This window comes from Stenotrophomonas sp. GW821-FHT01H02A, from assembly GCF_059422145.1.
Window position 1 is genome coordinate 203,203 of the sequence record NZ_JBWKWI010000002.1, and the last position, 16,703, is coordinate 219,905.

Sequence of the window (16,703 nt, forward strand, 5' to 3'; positions counted from 1 at the left end):
TGACAGCGTTGCCAGCGCCTAGCCGCTGGCCAGCACCACATCCCACCAGGCAAAGCGCGCGGTGCTTTCCATTCCTTTTCGCGCCGGCTCCAGGTTCAAGGTTACCGTGGCCCTATCTTCCGGCGACAGCGCCTGGTACAGCAGGTCGCTATCGTTGAGCGGCTCGCCGTCGAAGTACACTTGGGTGACCACACGATCATGATGGCCGGAAATATCGAAATGCAGGTGGCGGGTGCGGGTCCAGACCGGGGCCGCGTCCAGCACCGGATAATAACCCGGGATGATCGTCTTGAAGCGGAAGCGACCGTGTTCGTCGGCAACCTGCCGGGAGAACCCTTGGAAGCTATCATCCAGCGGCGCCGCGGTGTTCGGGTCGCTGGCGTGGCTGTAGCGGCCGTGCGTATTAGCCTGCCACAGTTCAATCCGGGCCCCGGCAACCGGCCGGCCGCTGCGATTGATGACCCGCCCCGCCAGATGCAGAATCTGGCCCTGCGCTTGTCCCGACTTGCCATTCACGCGGGTGAGATCCATGTCCTCGTCCAGCGGGCGTAGTACCGGATAGTACGGCCCCATGATATCGGCTACGGTTTGCCGCAGTCCCGGCTTTGCGCCGGCCAGGGGGGAAAGCAGAGTCCCAGCAGTCAGGGTCAACACAGAACCCAATAGCTGGCGTCGAGAAAGGTCGTTCATGGTCATCTCCAGAAATTGATGCTGGCAGGGTGTCGTGAGCGTCCACTGCAGCCGGTACAACTGATCTCAGGGCGCCGTTCCAGCCTACGCTTCGGCCGCCGACCGACAGTGTCGACCCGGTCATGAAACCGTTGTTCCATCGATCGACAGTCTGGTTGTAAAGCCTTGCACCAGAATGATCACGCAGATCGCAAACGGACCTGCGCACAGCATCGCGGGAGGTGCCTGATCTGCTCACGCACGGTTGTTCCCACCCCCTTAGCTATGCTCGTGCGCCAGCTCTATCTCACCGTTGACCATGCGCACGCCTCTTCTCGCTGTACTGCTCTTCACGGCCTTGCCCACTTCCGTCAAGCAGCTGCAGATACCGCCGGTAGACTTTCCGGTGCTGCCTGCACGCGCCACCACGACGGTCGGCTTCGTCCCCGCCGGATGGCGCATCGAGCAGCAGCTGCACGGCGACCTCAATGGCGACAAGCGCGATGATCTCGTTCCGGTGCTGCGCCAGCAGGACCCGCGCAACATCGTTGAGCACGATGGCTTCGGCATCAGTCCGCTGGACAGCAATCCGCGCATGCTCGCCATCGCCTGGGCCACGCCGGCCGGCTACGCGCTCGCCGCGCAGAACCACACCCTGATCACCCGCCATGAGGCGCCGAACCTGTCCGACGTATTCAAGGGCGGCACCGGCGTCTCGATCGTACGTGGCACCCTGCGCACCACGCTGTTCTTCTTCTCCAACGCCGGCAGCTGGTCCACTGGTTCGGCCAGCTACACCTTCCGCTGGCAGGACGGCGCCTTCGCGCTGATCGGCTACGACCGCAGTTCGATGATGCGCAACTCCGGACAGACCGAAAGCCTGAGCATCAATTACTCGACCCGCCGCGTGCGCCATGCCGAAGGCAGCGTGGACACTGACCGCGAAACGGTCCGCTAGGAAGCCCTGACCTCGTCGCGGCGCTGGACCCTCGACACGGTCGGCGATGGCAGCGCATTCGAGCCACTGGCCGGCGCCGACGATCGGTAAACCGCCGCGGCGCCGCGCGCCGCTTACCGGGCAGGCGCGCGCATCGGCACCTGCAGCGTCGGCCCGGCCTCGTCCATCACCACGCGCCGCTCCACCTGCAGCCACTGGCCGTCGTCGCTGAGCACCGGCGTGCGGGTGGGCGAACGCAGGGCCTCCGGCATGCTCTGCAGCGCCACGGATGCCACCGTCGGCTGCTGCCGCACCCATCGCTGCGCCGCCACCAGGCGCAGCATCGCCGCGGCGTCCTGCGGGCGGCCTGCGTACTGCCGCATGTCCGGCCCGGCCATATTGGCCACGGCACAGCCCAACGGATTGGCGATGCACGCAAAGCGATCGCGCGCAGGCCCGGGAATGGGCGTGGGCGCGTCGCGTGCTGCCACCAGTTCCGCACTGCCAGCGCACGCCCATGCATAGCGGGGGGCCATGCGCATCCGGGTGCGCGGCACATCCAACAGCAGGCGGTGGCCGTCCCGGGTTCCGCTGGACACCTGCACTCCCGCCGCGGCCAGCGAAAACTCGCCGCGCATCGCCGTGCACAGGCTCTGCTCGCTGGCCGTCATCGGCGCCAGTGCAGCCTCGCAGACTGCGGGCACTGCAACGTCGGCGGGCAGCTCGACCAGGATGTCGGCCAGCAGCCGCGCGTTGCTCTCCACCATGGCCGCGCCGATCATGCTGCTGACCAGGGTATCGCCCTGCCCGGTCAGCCGGCGGCCACTGAGGATATCGGCGCATGCACCGGCGAGCGCGGGTCCACTGTCGCCGCGCACATGGGCCAGCGCATGCGCGGACAGCGGATCGAGCAGCGGCTGGAACGCGGGCAGCGGCACCATCGGGTCCGTGCCGAACGGCTCGAATGGCGACACGAAATGACCGTAGCCGGCGAGCGCGGCCACGCGCTGGTGAAGCCCATCATGTCCGGCATGCGCACCGGCGAAACCTTCGGGGTCCGCACGCACCGCCGCGAGGCACCCGACACCCCGCCGGCCGCAGCGCGCCAGGGCCGACAGCGGCGCCGCCGGGCAATGGCCCTCCGCGCTGGACGATACAGGCCGCTGGCCTGGCGTACCGCTGCGCCAACGCGCGACATCCTGTGCCATCACGGCCGTGCGCCCCTGTGCATCCAGGCCGTCGTAGCGCAGCGTCCACAACGCGGTGAAGCCGTTCTCGCCGCGCGTGGGCAGCGGCGCCTGCAGCAGCTTCATCGCGTCGCGTTGCTCGGCCGGCAGCGGCCAGAACCGCGAGGCGGCCCAGAGCACCACCGCGGCCAGCGCCAGGCTCAGGATCGAGATGCCGACCCATTTCAGTCCATTGCTCAACACAGCATTCTCCCCATACCCCGCGTCCTGCGGGGACCGGCAGCGTAAACCGGGCATCGCACCGCTACAATGCGCGGATGTCGCCCGAAGCCCCCCAACTCGTTCCGCGTCCCTCCCTGCAGCGCCTGTTCCTGACCGGCCTGCTGACCCTGCTGCCGATCTGGCTGACCTGGGTGGTGGTCAAATTCGTGTTCGTGCTGCTTTCGGGCATTTCCAGCCCGCTGGTGGTGCCGCTGTCCGAGCAGATCGCCGCCTCCTTCCCGCACTACCTGGGCTGGATCAAGGTGGAGTGGATGCAGGACATCATCGCCCTGGCCGCCACCCTGCTGGTGATCCTTTCGGTGGGTGTGCTCAGCCGCCGCGTGATCGGCCAGCGCCTGCTGCGCTGGTTCGGTGCGGTGATCAAGCGCATCCCGCTGGCCAGCATCATCTATGACAGCGCCAAGAAACTGCTGGACATGCTGCAGACCGAGCCGGGCAGCACCCAGCGCGTGGTGCTGATCGACTTCCCGCATCGCGACATGAAGTCGGTGGGCCTGGTCACGCGGGTGATGAAGGAAGAAGGCAGCGGCCGCGAGCTGGCCGCGGTGTACGTACCGACCACCCCCAATCCGACCTCGGGCTATCTGGAAATCGTGCCGGTCGAACTGCTGACCCCGACCGACTGGACCGTGGACCAGGCGATGAGCTTCATCATCTCCGGCGGTGCGGTCGCCCCGGAAACCATGCCGTTCACCCGCGCCGGGGATCGTTGACCAGCGCGGCGGCCCCGCGCTGCCGCAGCTGACTGGGTGCCGTACATGACAAAGCTGACCGCGGGCCGACGCTGGCCGTACGCAGGCGAATCGGGCAAGCTCCCGTGTCTGTGCGTTTACGGAAACAGCCGATGCCCCACCCCGCCCGCGCCCTGGCGCTTGCCATCGCAGCATTGATGGCCTTCAGCGCCGCCGCCCCGGCCGAAGCTGCCAAGAAAAAGGCCACCCGGCCCGCCACGGCCCAGTCCCGGCCTGCCGCCAAGCCCAAGGCCAAGCCGCGTGCGCGCCCGGCCGCCGCCCCTGCCCGCCAGCCGCTGGCGCGCCAGCAGAGCAAGGCCGCGCAGCTGGACCGGATCTACGACGAGTACTGGGATGCCTCGATGCGGCTCAACCCGCTGCAGGCCACCTTCCAGGGCGACAGCCGCCACAATGACCAGCTTCCCAACATTCTCTCGGCCGCGTACCGCCAGCAATCGCACGACTTCACCGTCGAGTGGCTGGGCAAGGTCGAAAAGATCGGCCCGGACGGCCTGACCGGCCAGGACCTGCTCAGCTATGAAATCTTCGTGCGCGATGCGCGCATGTCACTGGCCGCCGAGCAGTTCCCGGCCTGGATGCTGCCGGTGAGCCAGTATTACAACCTCGGCAGCATCATGGCCATCCTCGGCTCCGGCTCGGGCGCGCAGCCGTTCAACACGGTGCAGGATTACGACGGCTGGTCGCGCCGCTCGCTGGGCATTCCCGCGTTGTTTGACCAGGCCATCGCCAACATGCGCCAGGGCATGGCCGCCGGTGTGGTACAGCCGCGCGACCTGATGGAAAAAGTACTGCCGCAGCTGGATGCGGTGATCAAGCCGAGTGCCGAAGAGAGCATCTTCTGGGCGCCGGTGCGCAACCTGCCCGAAGGCTTCCCCGAGGCCGACAAGGCGCGCATCACCGCCGAGTACAAGCGCATGATCGAGTTCCGCATCATGCCGTCCTATCGCGCCCTGCGCGGCTTCATCGCCACCGAGTACCTGCCCGCCGCGCGCAGCACCGATGGCCTGGCCGGCCTGCCCGGTGGCAAGGCGTGGTATGCGCAGACCATCGTGCAGAGCACCGCCTCCACGCTGTCGCCCGAGCAGATCCACGCGCTGGCCGAACAGCGCGTGGCCTCGCTGCAGGCCCAGATCGCCGCGATCATGAAAGACAACCGGATCCGCGGCTCGCAGCAGAAGCTGCTGCGCAGCATGCGCACCGACCGCGATTTCCAGTACGCCAATGCCGATGCGCTGCTCAACCGCTACAAGCAGCTGCAGAGCCAGGTCAATGCGCGCCTGCCGACCCTGCTCGGCACGCTGCCGAAGGCGCCGATGGAGATCCGTGCGGTCGAGCCCGAGCGCGCCGCTACCGCCGGCGCGGTGAGCTACCAGCAGCCGCTGCCGGACGGCATGCGCCCGGGCGTGCTGTACATCAACACCGGCGATCTGCCGAGCCGCCGCCGCTGGGCCGCGCCGATGCAGTTCCTGCACGAAGGCATCCCCGGCCACCACGTGCAGCTCGGCCTGCAGCAGGAACTGGACAAGCTGCCGCGCTTCCGTCGGCTGGGTGGCGACATCGCCTTCGTGGAAGGGTGGGGCCTGTACGCCGAATCGCTGGGTGAGCAGCTGGGCGTGTACCAGGACCCGTACGAGCGCATCGGCTACCTGCAGGCCGCACTGACCCGCGCCGCGCGCATGGCGGCCGACACCGGCGTGCACGCACAGGGCTGGACCAAGCGCCAGGCGGTGGATTACCTGGTCAAGACCGCGGACATGAGCGCCAACGATGCCAGCGCCGAGGTCGAGCGCTTCATGGCCCTGCCCGGGCAGACCCTGGCCAACGGCCTGGGCGAGCTGAAGATGATGGAGCTGCGCGACAAGGCCAAGACCGCGCTGGGCGCCCACTTCGATGCACGTCGCTTCCACGAGGAAGTGCTGCGCGATGGCTCGATGCCGCTGGATATCCTGGATGCCAAGATCACCCGCTGGATCGCCGGCCAGAGTGGTGCGGCGACCCCCGCCCCCTGATCACCCGAGGAATCGAGCATGCACATCGTCCGGCGTCTGCGTGTGTGGGTCACCGCGATGTGCATCGCCGGAAGCGGCACCGTCGCCGCCGCGCCGGTGCTGACGCCGCCGGACCCGGGCATCGATGCGCTGATGCAACGCTACGACGGCCAGGTGCCGGGCGCCGCGGTGCTGGTCCTGCACGACGGCAGACCGGTGTTCCGTCGGGGCTATGGGCTGGCGGTGCTGGAAGATCGCACCGCCGTGACCGCGCAGACCAATTTCCGGCTGGCGTCGGTCAGCAAGCAGTTCACCGCTGCGGCGATCCTGCTGCTGGCCGAAGACGGCAGGCTGGCGTTGGATGACCCGCTGAAGCGCTGGTTGCCTACGCTGCCGGCCGCTGCCGATGCCATCACGCTGCGCCAGCTGCTCAGCCACACCAGCGGCCTGCTCGACTACGAAGACCTGATGGCCGGCGACGCCACCGCGCAGGTGCATGACCAGGACGTGCTGCGTCTGCTGGAAGGCCAGAACCGCACCTACTTTCGCCCGGGTACGGCCTACCGCTACAGCAACAGCGGCTACGCGCTGCTGGCGCTGGTGGTCGGCAAGGCCTCCGGCACCGACTTCGCGACCTTCCTGCACCAGCGCATTTTCCTGCCCTTGGGCATGCGTGGCAGCGTGGCCCATCAGGACGGCGTGGACGATGTCACCGGTCGCGCCTACGGCTACAGCGACCTCGACGGGCGCTGGCAGCGCACCGACCAGAGCCCGACCAGCGCGGTGCTCGGGGATGGCGGGATCTATTCGTCGCTGGACGATCTGGCCCGCTGGGATGCGGCGCTGTATGACCAGCGCCTGCTGAAATCAGCATCGCTGACGCAGATGTTCTCCCCTGCCACGCCCACCATCGAACCGGATGTGCCGTTCTACGGGTTCGGCTGGCGGCTCAACGGCGGTGCGCAGTGGCACAGCGGCGAGAGCATCGGCTTCCGCAACGTGATCCTGCGCTATCCGGCCCAGCGCCTCACCGTGATCGTGCTCAGCAACCGCAACGCCCCCGAACCCTATCCGCTGGCGCTGCAGATCGCGCGGCGCTGGCTGGACACCCTGCAATGAATGCTTCCGACACCCCACCACTGGTCGGCATCCACCACGTGGCCCTGATCGCTGCGGACTACGCCCGCTCGAAGGACTTCTACACCCGCGTGCTCGGCCTGCGGGTGATCGCCGAGAACTACCGTGCGGCGCGCGATTCCTGGAAGCTTGACCTGGCCCTGCCCGACGGCAGCCAGCTGGAGCTGTTCTCGTTCCCGGGGGCGCCGCCACGCCCCAGCCGCCCCGAAGCCCAGGGCCTGCGCCATCTGGCCTTCCGCGTGCACCTGCTGGAGCCGATGATCGAACGCCTGGCCGCCGCGGGCGTCGCCTGCGAGCCGATCCGGGTGGACGAGTACACCGGCCGCCGCTTCACCTTCTTCGCCGACCCCGACGACCTGCCGCTGGAGTTGTACGAGATCCCGGCCGACGCCGGCTGAACCGTGCGCCGGGCACGTTCCGTACCGGAGCGAATGGGTATACAGTCAGCCCGTACCGGCCGCCTGCGCCGGTGTTCACGGACATCCCTGGGAGGGGAACATGCGCAAGACCTTCAAGACCCTGTTGCTGGCGCTGCCGCTGATGATGGCCGCGATGTCGGCCAGCGCCGCCGACGGCGCCGTCGGCCGCTGGAAGACCATCGATGACAAGACCGGCAAGGTGAAGTCGATCGTGGAGATCACCCAGGCCACCAACGGCACCCTGACCGGCAAGGTCGTGGACATCCTGCACTCGGACAAGGGCCCCAACCCGGTCTGCGATGGCTGCGAGGGCGCCAACAAGAACAAGCCGGTCAAGGGCATGACCATCCTGTGGAACCTCAAGGCCGACGGCGCCAACGCCTGGTCCGGCGGCACCATCCTGGACCCGGGCAACGGCAAGACCTACAAGTCCAAGATGAAGCTGCAGACCGGCGGCGCCAAACTGGACGTGTCCGGCTGCGTGGCCTTCATCTGCCGCGCCCAGACCTGGGTGCGCGAGTAAGCCCCGCGCAGGTCCCGGCCCCGGTAACCCGGCTTCGGCCGGGTTACTGCGTTTTGGCGTGCGATAATCCCTGGTTCCCCTGGCAACAGCGCTCACCATGACCCGCACCGCTCTCGTCACCACCGCCCTGCCCTACGCCAACGGCCCGCTGCACCTGGGCCACCTGGTCGGCTACATCCAGGCTGACATCTGGGTGCGCGCGCGTCGAATGAGCGGCGGCAAGACCTGGTTCGTCTGCGCCGATGACACCCATGGCACCCCGATCATGCTCGCGGCCGAGAAGGCCGGCGTGACCCCGGAGGCCTTCATCGCCAACATCCAGGCCAGCCATGAGCGCGATTTCGCCGCGTTCGGCGTGGCGTTCGACCATTACGACTCGACCAACTCGGCGGCCAACAAGGCGCTGACCGAAGCCTTCTACCTCAAGCTCGAGGCCGAAGGCCACATCGCGCGCCGCTCCGTGGCCCAGTTCTACGACCCGGCCAAGGGCATGTTCCTGCCGGACCGCTACATCAAGGGCATCTGCCCGAACTGTGGCACCGCGGACCAGTACGGCGACAACTGCGAAGTCTGCGGCGCCACCTACAGCCCGACCGACCTGAAGGACCCCAGATCGGTGATCTCCGGCGCCACCCCGGAAATCCGCGATTCGGAGCATTTCTTCTTCGAGGTCGGCCGCTTCGAAGGCTTCCTGCGCGAGTGGCTGGCCGGCGACGTCGCCCTGCCGGGCGTGAAGGCCAAGCTGGGCGAATGGCTCAATGCCGAAGGCGGCCTGCGCGCGTGGGACATCTCGCGTGACGCACCGTACTTCGGCTTCCAGATTCCCGGCCACCCGGGCAAGTACTTCTACGTCTGGCTGGATGCGCCGATCGGCTACCTGTCCAGTTTCCAGACCCTGTGCGCGAAGACCGGCGAAGACTTCGAGGCGCACCTGCGCGCAGGCACCAGCGCCGAACTGCACCATTTCATCGGCAAGGACATCGTGAACTTCCACGGTCTGTTCTGGCCGGCGGTGCTGCACGGCACCGGCCACCGCGCGCCGACCCGCCTGCACGTCAACGGCTACCTGACCGTGGACGGCGCGAAGATGTCCAAGTCGCGCGGCACCTTCGTGATGGCGCGCACCTTCCTGGATGCCGGGCTGGAACCGGAAGCGCTGCGCTATTACTTCGCGGCCAAGTCCTCCGGCGGCGTGGACGATCTCGACCTGAACCTGGGTGACTTCATCGCGCGCGTCAACGCGGACCTGGTGGGCAAGTTCGTCAACCTGGCCAGCCGCTGCGCCGGCTTCATCAGCAAGCGCTTCGAGGGCCGCCTGGCCGCTGCGCTGCCCGATGCCGCCCAGTACGACCGCTTCGTCGCCGCACTGGCGCCGATCCGCGAAGCGTACGAGCGCAACGATCCGGCCAGTGCACTGCGCCAGACCATGGCGCTGGCCGACGAAGCCAACCGCTACATCGACGATGAAAAGCCGTGGGTGATCGCCAAGCAGGAGGGCGCCGACACGCAGCTGCAATCGGTCTGCACCCAGGGCCTGAACCTGTTCCGGGTGCTGGTCGCCGCGCTCAAGCCGGTGCTGCCGGCCACCGCCGCGCAGGCCGAGGCCTTCCTGGCTGCGCCGGTGCAGGCCTGGACCGACATCGCCACCCCGCTGACCGCGCATACCATCGCGGTGTACGAGCCCCTGTTCACCCGTATCGACCCGAAAAAAATCGACGCCATGACCGACGCTTCCAAGGACACCCTGCAGGCCGCCACCGCGGCCCCCGCCGCACCGGCACCGGCGGTCACCGCCGAGGGCGAGGCCGCGCCGGCCTACATCGGCATCGACGATTTCGCCAAGCTTGATCTGCGCATCGGCAAGGTGCTGGTCTGCGAGTTCGTGGAAGGCTCGGACAAGCTGCTGCGTTTCGAACTCGACGCCGGCGACCTCGGCAAGCGCCAGATCTTCTCCGGCATCCGCGCCAGCTACGGCGAGCCGGAACAACTGGTCGGCCGCAGCGTGGTGTTCATCGCCAACCTGGCCCCGCGCAAGATGCGCTTCGGCCTGAGCGAAGGCATGATCCTGTCGGCCGGTTTCGACGGCGGCGCACTGGCCCTGCTGGACGCCGACAGCGCCGCCCTGCCGGGCATGCCGGTCCGCTGACCGCGGCGGCAGGGCGGCCTGCGGTCGCCCTGCCACGCTCTTCTGCCTGGAGGTGTGGGTTGGAACTGGCGCTGTTCGATTTCGACCACACGGTCACGACCTGCGATACCTACGGGCGTTTCCTGCGTCGCGTCGCCACGCCCGAGCAGCTGGCGCAGGCCTGGTGGAAAGTGGGCCCGTGGCTGCTGGCCTATCGCCTGAAGCTGATCTCCGCCGAACGCCTCCGCCGCCGCGTCACCCGCCTGACCTTCACCAATCGCCATCTGGAGGACATCACCGCACAGGCCGCCGGCTACGCGCGTGATGTGCTGCCCGGGGTGATGCGGGCGGAGATGCTCGACCAGATCCACTGGCACCTCAAGCAGCAGCACACCGTGGTGATCGTATCCGGCTCGCTGGATCTGTACCTGCGCCCGTGGTGCGAGACGATGGGGCTGGACCTGATCTGCAACCGGCTGGAGAGCCGCGACGGGCGCCTGACCGGGCGCTATGCCGACGGCGACTGCGGTCCGCACAAGGTGGCGCACATCCGCCGTCGTCTCGATCTCACGCGCTATCTGCGCATCCATGCCTACGGCGACAGCAGCGAGGACCGCCCGATGCTCGCCCTCGCCCACGAACGCTGGTACCGCGGCAAACTCATGAAGCCCCGCCGGGATGGGCCCATCGCCACCTCGCCTGCCCGCGGCACCCGGGCCTGATGCCCCACCGCGCAGCCACCGCCACGCCATGAGCCTCACCATCGATACCCTCACCGAACGACTCGACCGGCTGTTGCCACAGACCCAATGCGGGCAGTGCGGCTACGACGGCTGCCGCCCGTATGCCGAGGCGATGGCACGCGGCGAAGCGGGCGTCGATCATTGCCCGCCCGGCGGCGATGCGGGCGCGCGCGCGCTGGCCAACGTACTGGGCGTGGCAGCGGTGCCGTTCGACCGCGCGCGCGGCGAACACAAGGCACCGCAGGTCGCGGTGGTGATCGAAGCCGACTGCATCGGCTGCACGAAGTGCATCCAGGCCTGTCCGGTCGATGCGATCGTCGGCGGCGCCAAGTACATGCACACGGTCATCGCCGACCTGTGCACCGGCTGCGAGCTGTGCATCCCGCCGTGCCCGGTGGACTGCATCGTGCTGGTCGACGTGACCCGGTAAGCCCGCTGCTGCGCTCCTGGCGACAGCGGCGACCCCAGGGCGCATGGTGATGCGTCGATCGCCATGGCGCCCCCTGCTTCACGGCGCGGTTACGGCAAGGCCGCCGTCACCACGATCTCCACCTTCCAGCTGGGATCGGCGAGCTTGGCTTCCACGGTCGCGCGCGCGGGTGTCATGCCGGCCACCACCCACTCATCCCACGCAGCGTTCATGCCGGCAAAATCGCCGATGTCGGCCAGGAAAATTTCCGCGCGCAGGATGTGCTGCTTGTCGCTGGCCACCAGCGCAAGCAGCTTGTCGATCTCCTCCAGCACCTGGCGGGTCTGCCCGGTGATGTCCTGGCTGGTGTCTTCGGGGATCTGCCCGGACAGATACGCAACCTTGTTGTGCACGGTCATTTCGGACATGCGTGGACCAACGTCGAAACGCTCCAACATGGCGATTACTCCTCTGGATGAAACCGCATTGTCACCGATGCGGTGTGAGCCTGCCGGGACCAGCGCGCAAAGCAGCCACGGCAGGCACAGCGCCGCCGCTTGGCAAGCGTCGGCATCAGGCGCACGATTTGCCGGACCCGGCGGGCAGACCCGCCCTTGACTCTTTCATCGCCCATCCCGGAGCACGCTGTACCGATGACCGACACCGCCCCTGCTCCCACTCCGGCCCGTGCCCCCTGGCGTCGCGCTGCGACCGTGGTCATCCCCCTGGTGATCCTGGCCCTGGCCCTGCGCGGCCTGGCCAACGAATTCGATGAGCACGGCTACCGCGCGATCCGCGACGCGTTCCGTCATCTCGGCACCGGCCAGATCGCGCTGACCGTGCTGCTCGGCCTGGCCAGCTACGCCTGCCTGATCGGCTTCGATGCGATCGGCCTGCGCCGCAGTGGCAAACGCCTGCATCCGGCGCGGGTCGGCATCACCGCCTTCCTCGCGCATACGCTGGGGCAGACGCTGGGCTTTGCCGCGCTTACCGGGGGTGCCGTCCGCCTGCGCGGGTATGGCCGTGCCGGGCTGAGCCTGGGCGAGATTGGCCAAGCGGTGTTGATGAGCACGCTGGGTTTCGTGTTCGGTGCGTGGCTGCTGCTGGCGCTGGCCTTCGTGCTCGAGCCCGGCGCTGCCGCACTCGCGCTGCCGATTCCGGTGCAGGCGGTGCGCGTGATCGGCATCCTCGGCCTGTTGGCCTATGCCGGTACGGTGCTGGTGGTGGGACGTGAGGGCCGCGGTTTCCAGATCCGCGGGCATGCGTTGTGGCTGCCGGATCGGCGCACCATGCTCGGCGTCACCGCGCTGAGCGTGGTCGAACTGGTCCTGGCCAGCGCGGCGTTCTACGTGTTGCTGCCGATGGATACACCGACCGGGCTGCCCGGTTTCGTCGGGCTGTATCTGGTCGCGGTGCTGGCCGGCCTGATCTCCAGCGTGCCGGCCGGCCTGGGCGTATTCGAGTGGAGCCTGTTGAAGCTGCTGCCCCAGGTCGCTCCCGCTGCGGTGCTGGCGGCAGCGCTGATCTACCGCGTGACCTATTACGTGCTGCCGCTGCTGCTGGCCACGGTGCTGGCGGTTGCGCCGGCGCTGCGTCGCCCGCTGCGTGCCGGTGCCGGCGCGACCCGGGTCGGCTGGACCGCACTGCGCCCGTGGCTGCCGCAGATCATCGCGCTGGCGGTGTTCAGCGTCGGCGCCGCGCTGGTGATCGACGGCACCCTGCCGACCCCGCGCCGGCATCTGATCACGGCCTCGCTGCCGATCCTGGAAACCTCGCATCTGCTCGGCAGCCTGGCCGGTGTTGCGCTGCTGCTGATCGGCCAGGGCCTGCAGCGGCGCAGCCATGCCGCATGGATGCTCGCGCTCGGCATCTGCGTGCTGTCGCCATTGCCGATCTGGCTGCGCGGTGGGCAGGTACTGATCGCGCTGTCGGCGCTGCTGGTGGCGGCCGCACTGTGGGCCTCGCGTCGTGAATTCTATCGCCAGGGCGCACTGCTGGACGAGGCCTGGTCGTGGCCGTGGATCCGCAACCTCGGACTGGTGCTGGTCGCCGTGATCTGGCTGCTGTTCTTCGTCTACAGCCACGTGGAATACCAGAACGAGCTGTGGTGGCAGTTCGCGCTGCAGGGCAATGCCCCGCGTGCGTTGCGTGCGTTGTTGCTGGTGGCGATCGCGCTGACCATCTTCGGCCTGGCGCGGTTGCTGCACAGCACGCGCAGCCCGCTGCCGGCGGCCGATGCCGCCACGCTGGATGCGCTTGCACCGATCCTCGCCGCTGCCGAGGACACCCAGGCCTGCCTGGTGCTGACGGCGGACAAGGCGGTGCTGCGCGACGACGCGCAGCGTGGCTTCGTGATGATGCAGCGCTACGGCGGCTCGTTGATCGCGATGGGCGATCCGGTCGGGCCGCCGGAGGTGGTGCGTGCGCTGATCTGGCGCTTCCGCGAGGAAGCGGACCGGCTCGGGCTGCGCCCGGTGTTCTACCAGGTCGGCGAAGCGCATTGGCAGACCTATCTCGATCTGGGCCTGACCCTGGTCAAACTCGGCGAAGAGGCGATGGTGCCGCTGCAGGACTTCACTCTGGAAGGCCGCGATCGCGCCGATCTGCGCCAGGCCTGGAACCGCGGCAAGCGGGGTGGTTTGAGCTTCCGCGTCGCGCACCCCGAGGAAGTACCGGGACTGCTGCCGGCACTGTCGGTGGTCTCCCAGCAGTGGCTGGACGACAAGGCCGGTGATGAAAAAGGCTTCTCGCTGGGCAGTTTCGATCCGGCCTATCTGGCCCGCTTCCCGGTGGCGCTGGTCGAGGCCGAGGGACGCATCGTGGCGTTCGCCAACCTATGGCAGGCGCCGGCCGGCAATGAACTGTCGGTCGACCTGATGCGGCATGTCGACGATGCGCCCAAGGGCACCATGGATTTCCTGTTCATCGAACTGTTCCTGTGGGGCCGCGCGCAGGGCTTCCACCGCTTCTCGCTGGGCATGGCGCCGCTGTCCGGGCTAGCCCAGCACCGTCTGGCCGGGCGCTGGAACCGCTTCGCCAACGTGGTCGCGCGGCACGGCGAACGCTTCTATGGATTCAGCGGCCTGCGCCGCTTCAAATCCAAGTTCGCCCCGGTCTGGCGCGCCCGATACCTGTCCGCGCCGGGCGGCGTGCACCTGCCCGCCGCCCTGCTCGATGCGACCCGGCTGATCTCGCTGGATCCACGCCGGCACGATTGAGGCCGTGCCGCCGCTGGCGGTGCTCAGCGCGCCGGCAGGTGCTGCACGATGGTGTCGGCGAGGCGGTCGTAGTCACCCTTGAAGTGGTGATCGCCGGGCAATTTGATGATCTGCGCGTTGCCCGCCGCGGGCAGCGACGGGCACAGCGCATCGCGGTCATCTTCGCCATAGACGCACAAGGTTTTTCCCGCGGGCAGCCTGGCCACTTCCGGCGCGATCGGCAGGCCATCGCCACCGCCGCCGAGCCAGTTGCTCACGTGGAATTCGTAGTCCGCGTTCTTGCCGACCGACAGCAGCACGATCATCGCGACCGACTCCCGCGTCGCCGGTGACAGCTGGTTGATCGCTGCCGGCAGCACATCGGCGCCCTGCGAGAAACCGACCAGCACCACGTTGCGGCGCTGCCACTGCCGGCTGTAATGATTGGCGATGCGTTCCAGGTCGCGGGCGAAGCCCTCCGGCGTGCGTGCGGTCCAGAAGTAGCGCAGGGAATCCACGCCGACCACCGGCACGCCCGCCTCGCTCAGCGATGCGGCCACTTCCTTGTCCAGCCCCGCCCAGCCACCATCGCCGGAGACGAAAATGGCGAAGGTGTCACCTGCTTTGGTCGTCGGCACATCGACCACCGGCAGGCCTTTGAGGTCATCCGGCGGCGGAGCCAGGCTGACGCCCTTCTGGGCGCCGATCACCTTCGCGGCGGCCAACAGCCCGGGCAACGCCTCGCCCTGCGCGGTGCGCTCGAACTGACGCCCCATGCCGACCTTGCGCACGAATGCGGCTGACTCCCCCGCCGGGCAATGCACATCGCCGGCCGCGTTCAACCACGGGAAATTCAGTTCGGTCGGCTGCAGACGCCCGTGGCTGCTGCCGGCCCCGCAGACCTTTCGCTCGCGCACGCCGGTCGGACAGAACCCGGTGGTGAGCAGCCCGGCGAACACCTGGGTATCGGCCTGGGCAGCCACGGCATAGGCCAGCGCCGCGCCATCGCCATCGCCGCCGATCAACGGCAGGTGGTAACCCGGCACGTGCAGGTAGGCCTGGAACCAGCGCGAGAAATTCTCCACGTCGCCCGCGCCGAACGCACAATCGCCGCTCTTTTCGCGGGCCAGCACCTGGCGCAGATGGGCAACATCGACCTGGGCGACCAGCGCGCCTTCGGCACGCAGCGCGTCTATACGCTGCTGGCTGTCGGCGTGGCCAGCCATGCCCTCGAACCACACCACCACGCGTTGCGGGCGGCCATCGGGCAGATAGACCGGCACGTTCTCGAAGCGACCATGGCTGAGCTGCTGCGGTGGCGCGGCCAGCGCGCCCCCCGTCATCGCTGCCATCACCAGTACCAGCATCACCCCCAAACCGGCTCGCCGCATCGTCGCGTATCCCATGAATAGAGTGCCAACGATACGCCCCTGCTCCGCCAACGGCATGTACAGACCGTGGCCGGACGCTCAGCCCCGCTCGCGGCGCGCCTGTCGCCACAGCTGCCAGGCCACCGACACCAGCCAGACCAGCACCACCGCGATGACCAGCTTCTGCCCCGCGCCACGCGGTGGTCCGCGCCACAGTACGTGCAGCCACAGCAGCACGAAGCACCCCCAGGCCCACCACCATGCGGGGCCAGCCCAGCCGCGCCAGCGCGGGTCGGCGCGCAGGTACCAGCTCTGCAGCAGCATCGCCACACTCACGCACAGGAAGGCGGTATTGGCCGAGACACCGTGTACCAGCGGCGCCAGCAGCGGCGCGCGCTCGGGCAACCAGCTGTCGCCGATCGCCACGCCCATCAGGCCCAGCGCGGCCACCCAGAACAACAGCGGGGCCGCTGCACTGCGGCGCGGCGAGCGGCTGTTGGCATGCAGCGAGACCGCCAGCAGCATGATCGCCAGCGCGAGCACGCAATAGGCGGTACGCAGGGCCAGCCCCCAGGGGCCATGCAGGTAGAGGCTCAGGGTGGCCTGCACCCAATCCAGATCATCGCGCGCCCATTGCGTCCACAGCGCGGTGGCGACGAACAGTGCCAGCGCCAGCAGGATCACCATGGCGACGCGCCCGTGGTGCTGCGCGGGCCAACGCGAGGGGCGTGGCAGGGGAAGCGACATCGCGGCTCCTGGGCTCAGTCGGTGGCCTCGGGGTGGCGCGCCTGCCACGCGGCCAGCGCGACGCGATAGCGCTGCAGTTCATCGCTGTACAGATCCAGCACGCACAGCGGGCAACCGCTGCCGCAGCACTCGTTGGGGCCGGGTTCTTCCGGCGGCTGTGGACGCGGATCAGGATCTGGAACGGACACGGGCATGGCCACACACGTAGGGAAACAGCC

16 protein-coding genes are annotated in these 16,703 nt (G+C 68.4%); 10 read left to right on the forward strand and 6 right to left on the reverse strand.

Going from position 1 to position 16,703, the window contains the following annotated elements; translation table 11 throughout:
- Positions 1–18: 18 nt before the first annotated feature.
- Positions 19–690 carry a dioxygenase family protein gene (locus AC07WC_RS04290; RefSeq protein WP_495208906.1) on the reverse strand — a complete coding sequence of 224 codons (672 nt, stop codon included), beginning with the start codon at positions 688–690 and terminating at the stop codon, positions 19–21.
- 337 nt (positions 691–1,027) lie between these two features.
- Here AC07WC_RS04290 and AC07WC_RS04295 point away from each other — a divergent pair, with 337 nt between their 5' ends.
- Positions 1,028–1,627: a hypothetical protein gene (locus AC07WC_RS04295; protein WP_495208907.1), complete on the forward strand. Its 600-nt coding sequence runs from the start codon at positions 1,028–1,030 to the stop codon at positions 1,625–1,627.
- 113 nt (positions 1,628–1,740) lie between these two features.
- Here the strand turns inward: AC07WC_RS04295 and AC07WC_RS04300 are convergent, their stop codons facing one another.
- Positions 1,741–3,033 (reverse strand): hypothetical protein, encoded by a 1,293-nt coding sequence (locus AC07WC_RS04300; protein WP_495208908.1) that lies wholly within the window; start codon positions 3,031–3,033, stop codon positions 1,741–1,743.
- Between the two features lie 77 nt (positions 3,034–3,110).
- Between AC07WC_RS04300 and AC07WC_RS04305 the strand changes: the two genes are divergently transcribed.
- The 8 genes from AC07WC_RS04305 (at position 3,111) to rnfB (ending at position 11,192) form a co-directional block, all read left to right on the forward strand.
- Positions 3,111–3,788, forward strand: a complete 678-nt coding sequence (locus tag AC07WC_RS04305; protein WP_070425632.1) for a DUF502 domain-containing protein — start codon at positions 3,111–3,113, stop codon at positions 3,786–3,788.
- A 131-nt stretch (positions 3,789–3,919) separates the two neighbouring features.
- The gene (locus tag AC07WC_RS04310) at positions 3,920–5,836 is read left to right on the forward strand and encodes a DUF885 domain-containing protein (RefSeq protein WP_495208909.1); all 1,917 of its coding nucleotides are present in this window, start codon (positions 3,920–3,922) and stop codon (positions 5,834–5,836) included.
- A gap of 57 nt (positions 5,837–5,893) precedes the next feature.
- Positions 5,894–6,934, forward strand: a complete 1,041-nt coding sequence (locus AC07WC_RS04315; protein ID WP_495209108.1) for a serine hydrolase domain-containing protein — start codon at positions 5,894–5,896, stop codon at positions 6,932–6,934.
- Positions 6,931–7,350 carry an SMU1112c/YaeR family gloxylase I-like metalloprotein gene (gene gloA2, locus AC07WC_RS04320; RefSeq protein WP_495208910.1) on the forward strand — a complete coding sequence of 140 codons (420 nt, stop codon included), beginning with the start codon at positions 6,931–6,933 and terminating at the stop codon, positions 7,348–7,350. The genes AC07WC_RS04315 and gloA2 overlap by 4 nt, the downstream gene beginning before the upstream one ends.
- 100 nt (positions 7,351–7,450) lie before the next feature.
- On the forward strand, positions 7,451–7,894 hold the full coding sequence (locus AC07WC_RS04325; RefSeq protein ID WP_070425636.1) for a DUF2147 domain-containing protein: 444 nt from the start codon (positions 7,451–7,453) through the stop codon (positions 7,892–7,894).
- 97 nt (positions 7,895–7,991) lie between these two features.
- The gene (gene metG / locus AC07WC_RS04330) at positions 7,992–10,040 is read left to right on the forward strand and encodes a methionine--tRNA ligase (RefSeq protein ID WP_495208911.1); all 2,049 of its coding nucleotides are present in this window, start codon (positions 7,992–7,994) and stop codon (positions 10,038–10,040) included.
- Positions 10,041–10,099: 59 nt separating this feature from the next.
- Positions 10,100–10,741, forward strand: a complete 642-nt coding sequence (locus tag AC07WC_RS04335) for an HAD family hydrolase (protein ID WP_495208912.1) — start codon at positions 10,100–10,102, stop codon at positions 10,739–10,741.
- A 28-nt stretch (positions 10,742–10,769) separates the two neighbouring features.
- Complete coding sequence (gene rnfB / locus AC07WC_RS04340) at positions 10,770–11,192, forward strand: Rnf electron transport complex subunit RnfB (protein ID WP_495208913.1); 423 nt, start codon at positions 10,770–10,772, stop codon at positions 11,190–11,192.
- An 89-nt stretch (positions 11,193–11,281) separates the two neighbouring features.
- Here the strand turns inward: rnfB and AC07WC_RS04345 are convergent, their stop codons facing one another.
- Positions 11,282–11,629: a RidA family protein gene (locus AC07WC_RS04345; RefSeq protein WP_019183404.1), complete on the reverse strand. Its 348-nt coding sequence runs from the start codon at positions 11,627–11,629 to the stop codon at positions 11,282–11,284.
- A 195-nt stretch (positions 11,630–11,824) separates the two neighbouring features.
- Between AC07WC_RS04345 and mprF the strand changes: the two genes are divergently transcribed.
- Entirely contained in the window at positions 11,825–14,389 is a 2,565-nt protein-coding gene (gene mprF / locus AC07WC_RS04350; protein ID WP_495208914.1) for a bifunctional lysylphosphatidylglycerol flippase/synthetase MprF, read from the forward strand.
- A 23-nt stretch (positions 14,390–14,412) separates the two neighbouring features.
- Here the strand turns inward: mprF and AC07WC_RS04355 are convergent, their stop codons facing one another.
- The 3 genes from AC07WC_RS04355 to AC07WC_RS04365 form a co-directional block, all read right to left on the reverse strand.
- Positions 14,413–15,759 carry a virulence factor family protein gene (locus AC07WC_RS04355; RefSeq protein WP_495208915.1) on the reverse strand — a complete coding sequence of 449 codons (1,347 nt, stop codon included), beginning with the start codon at positions 15,757–15,759 and terminating at the stop codon, positions 14,413–14,415.
- A gap of 78 nt (positions 15,760–15,837) precedes the next feature.
- Positions 15,838–16,485 carry a DUF998 domain-containing protein gene (locus AC07WC_RS04360; protein ID WP_495208916.1) on the reverse strand — a complete coding sequence of 216 codons (648 nt, stop codon included), beginning with the start codon at positions 16,483–16,485 and terminating at the stop codon, positions 15,838–15,840.
- A gap of 14 nt (positions 16,486–16,499) precedes the next feature.
- Positions 16,500–16,679, reverse strand: a complete 180-nt coding sequence (locus AC07WC_RS04365; RefSeq protein ID WP_495208917.1) for an oxidoreductase-like domain-containing protein — start codon at positions 16,677–16,679, stop codon at positions 16,500–16,502.
- Positions 16,680–16,703: the final 24 nt, after the last annotated feature.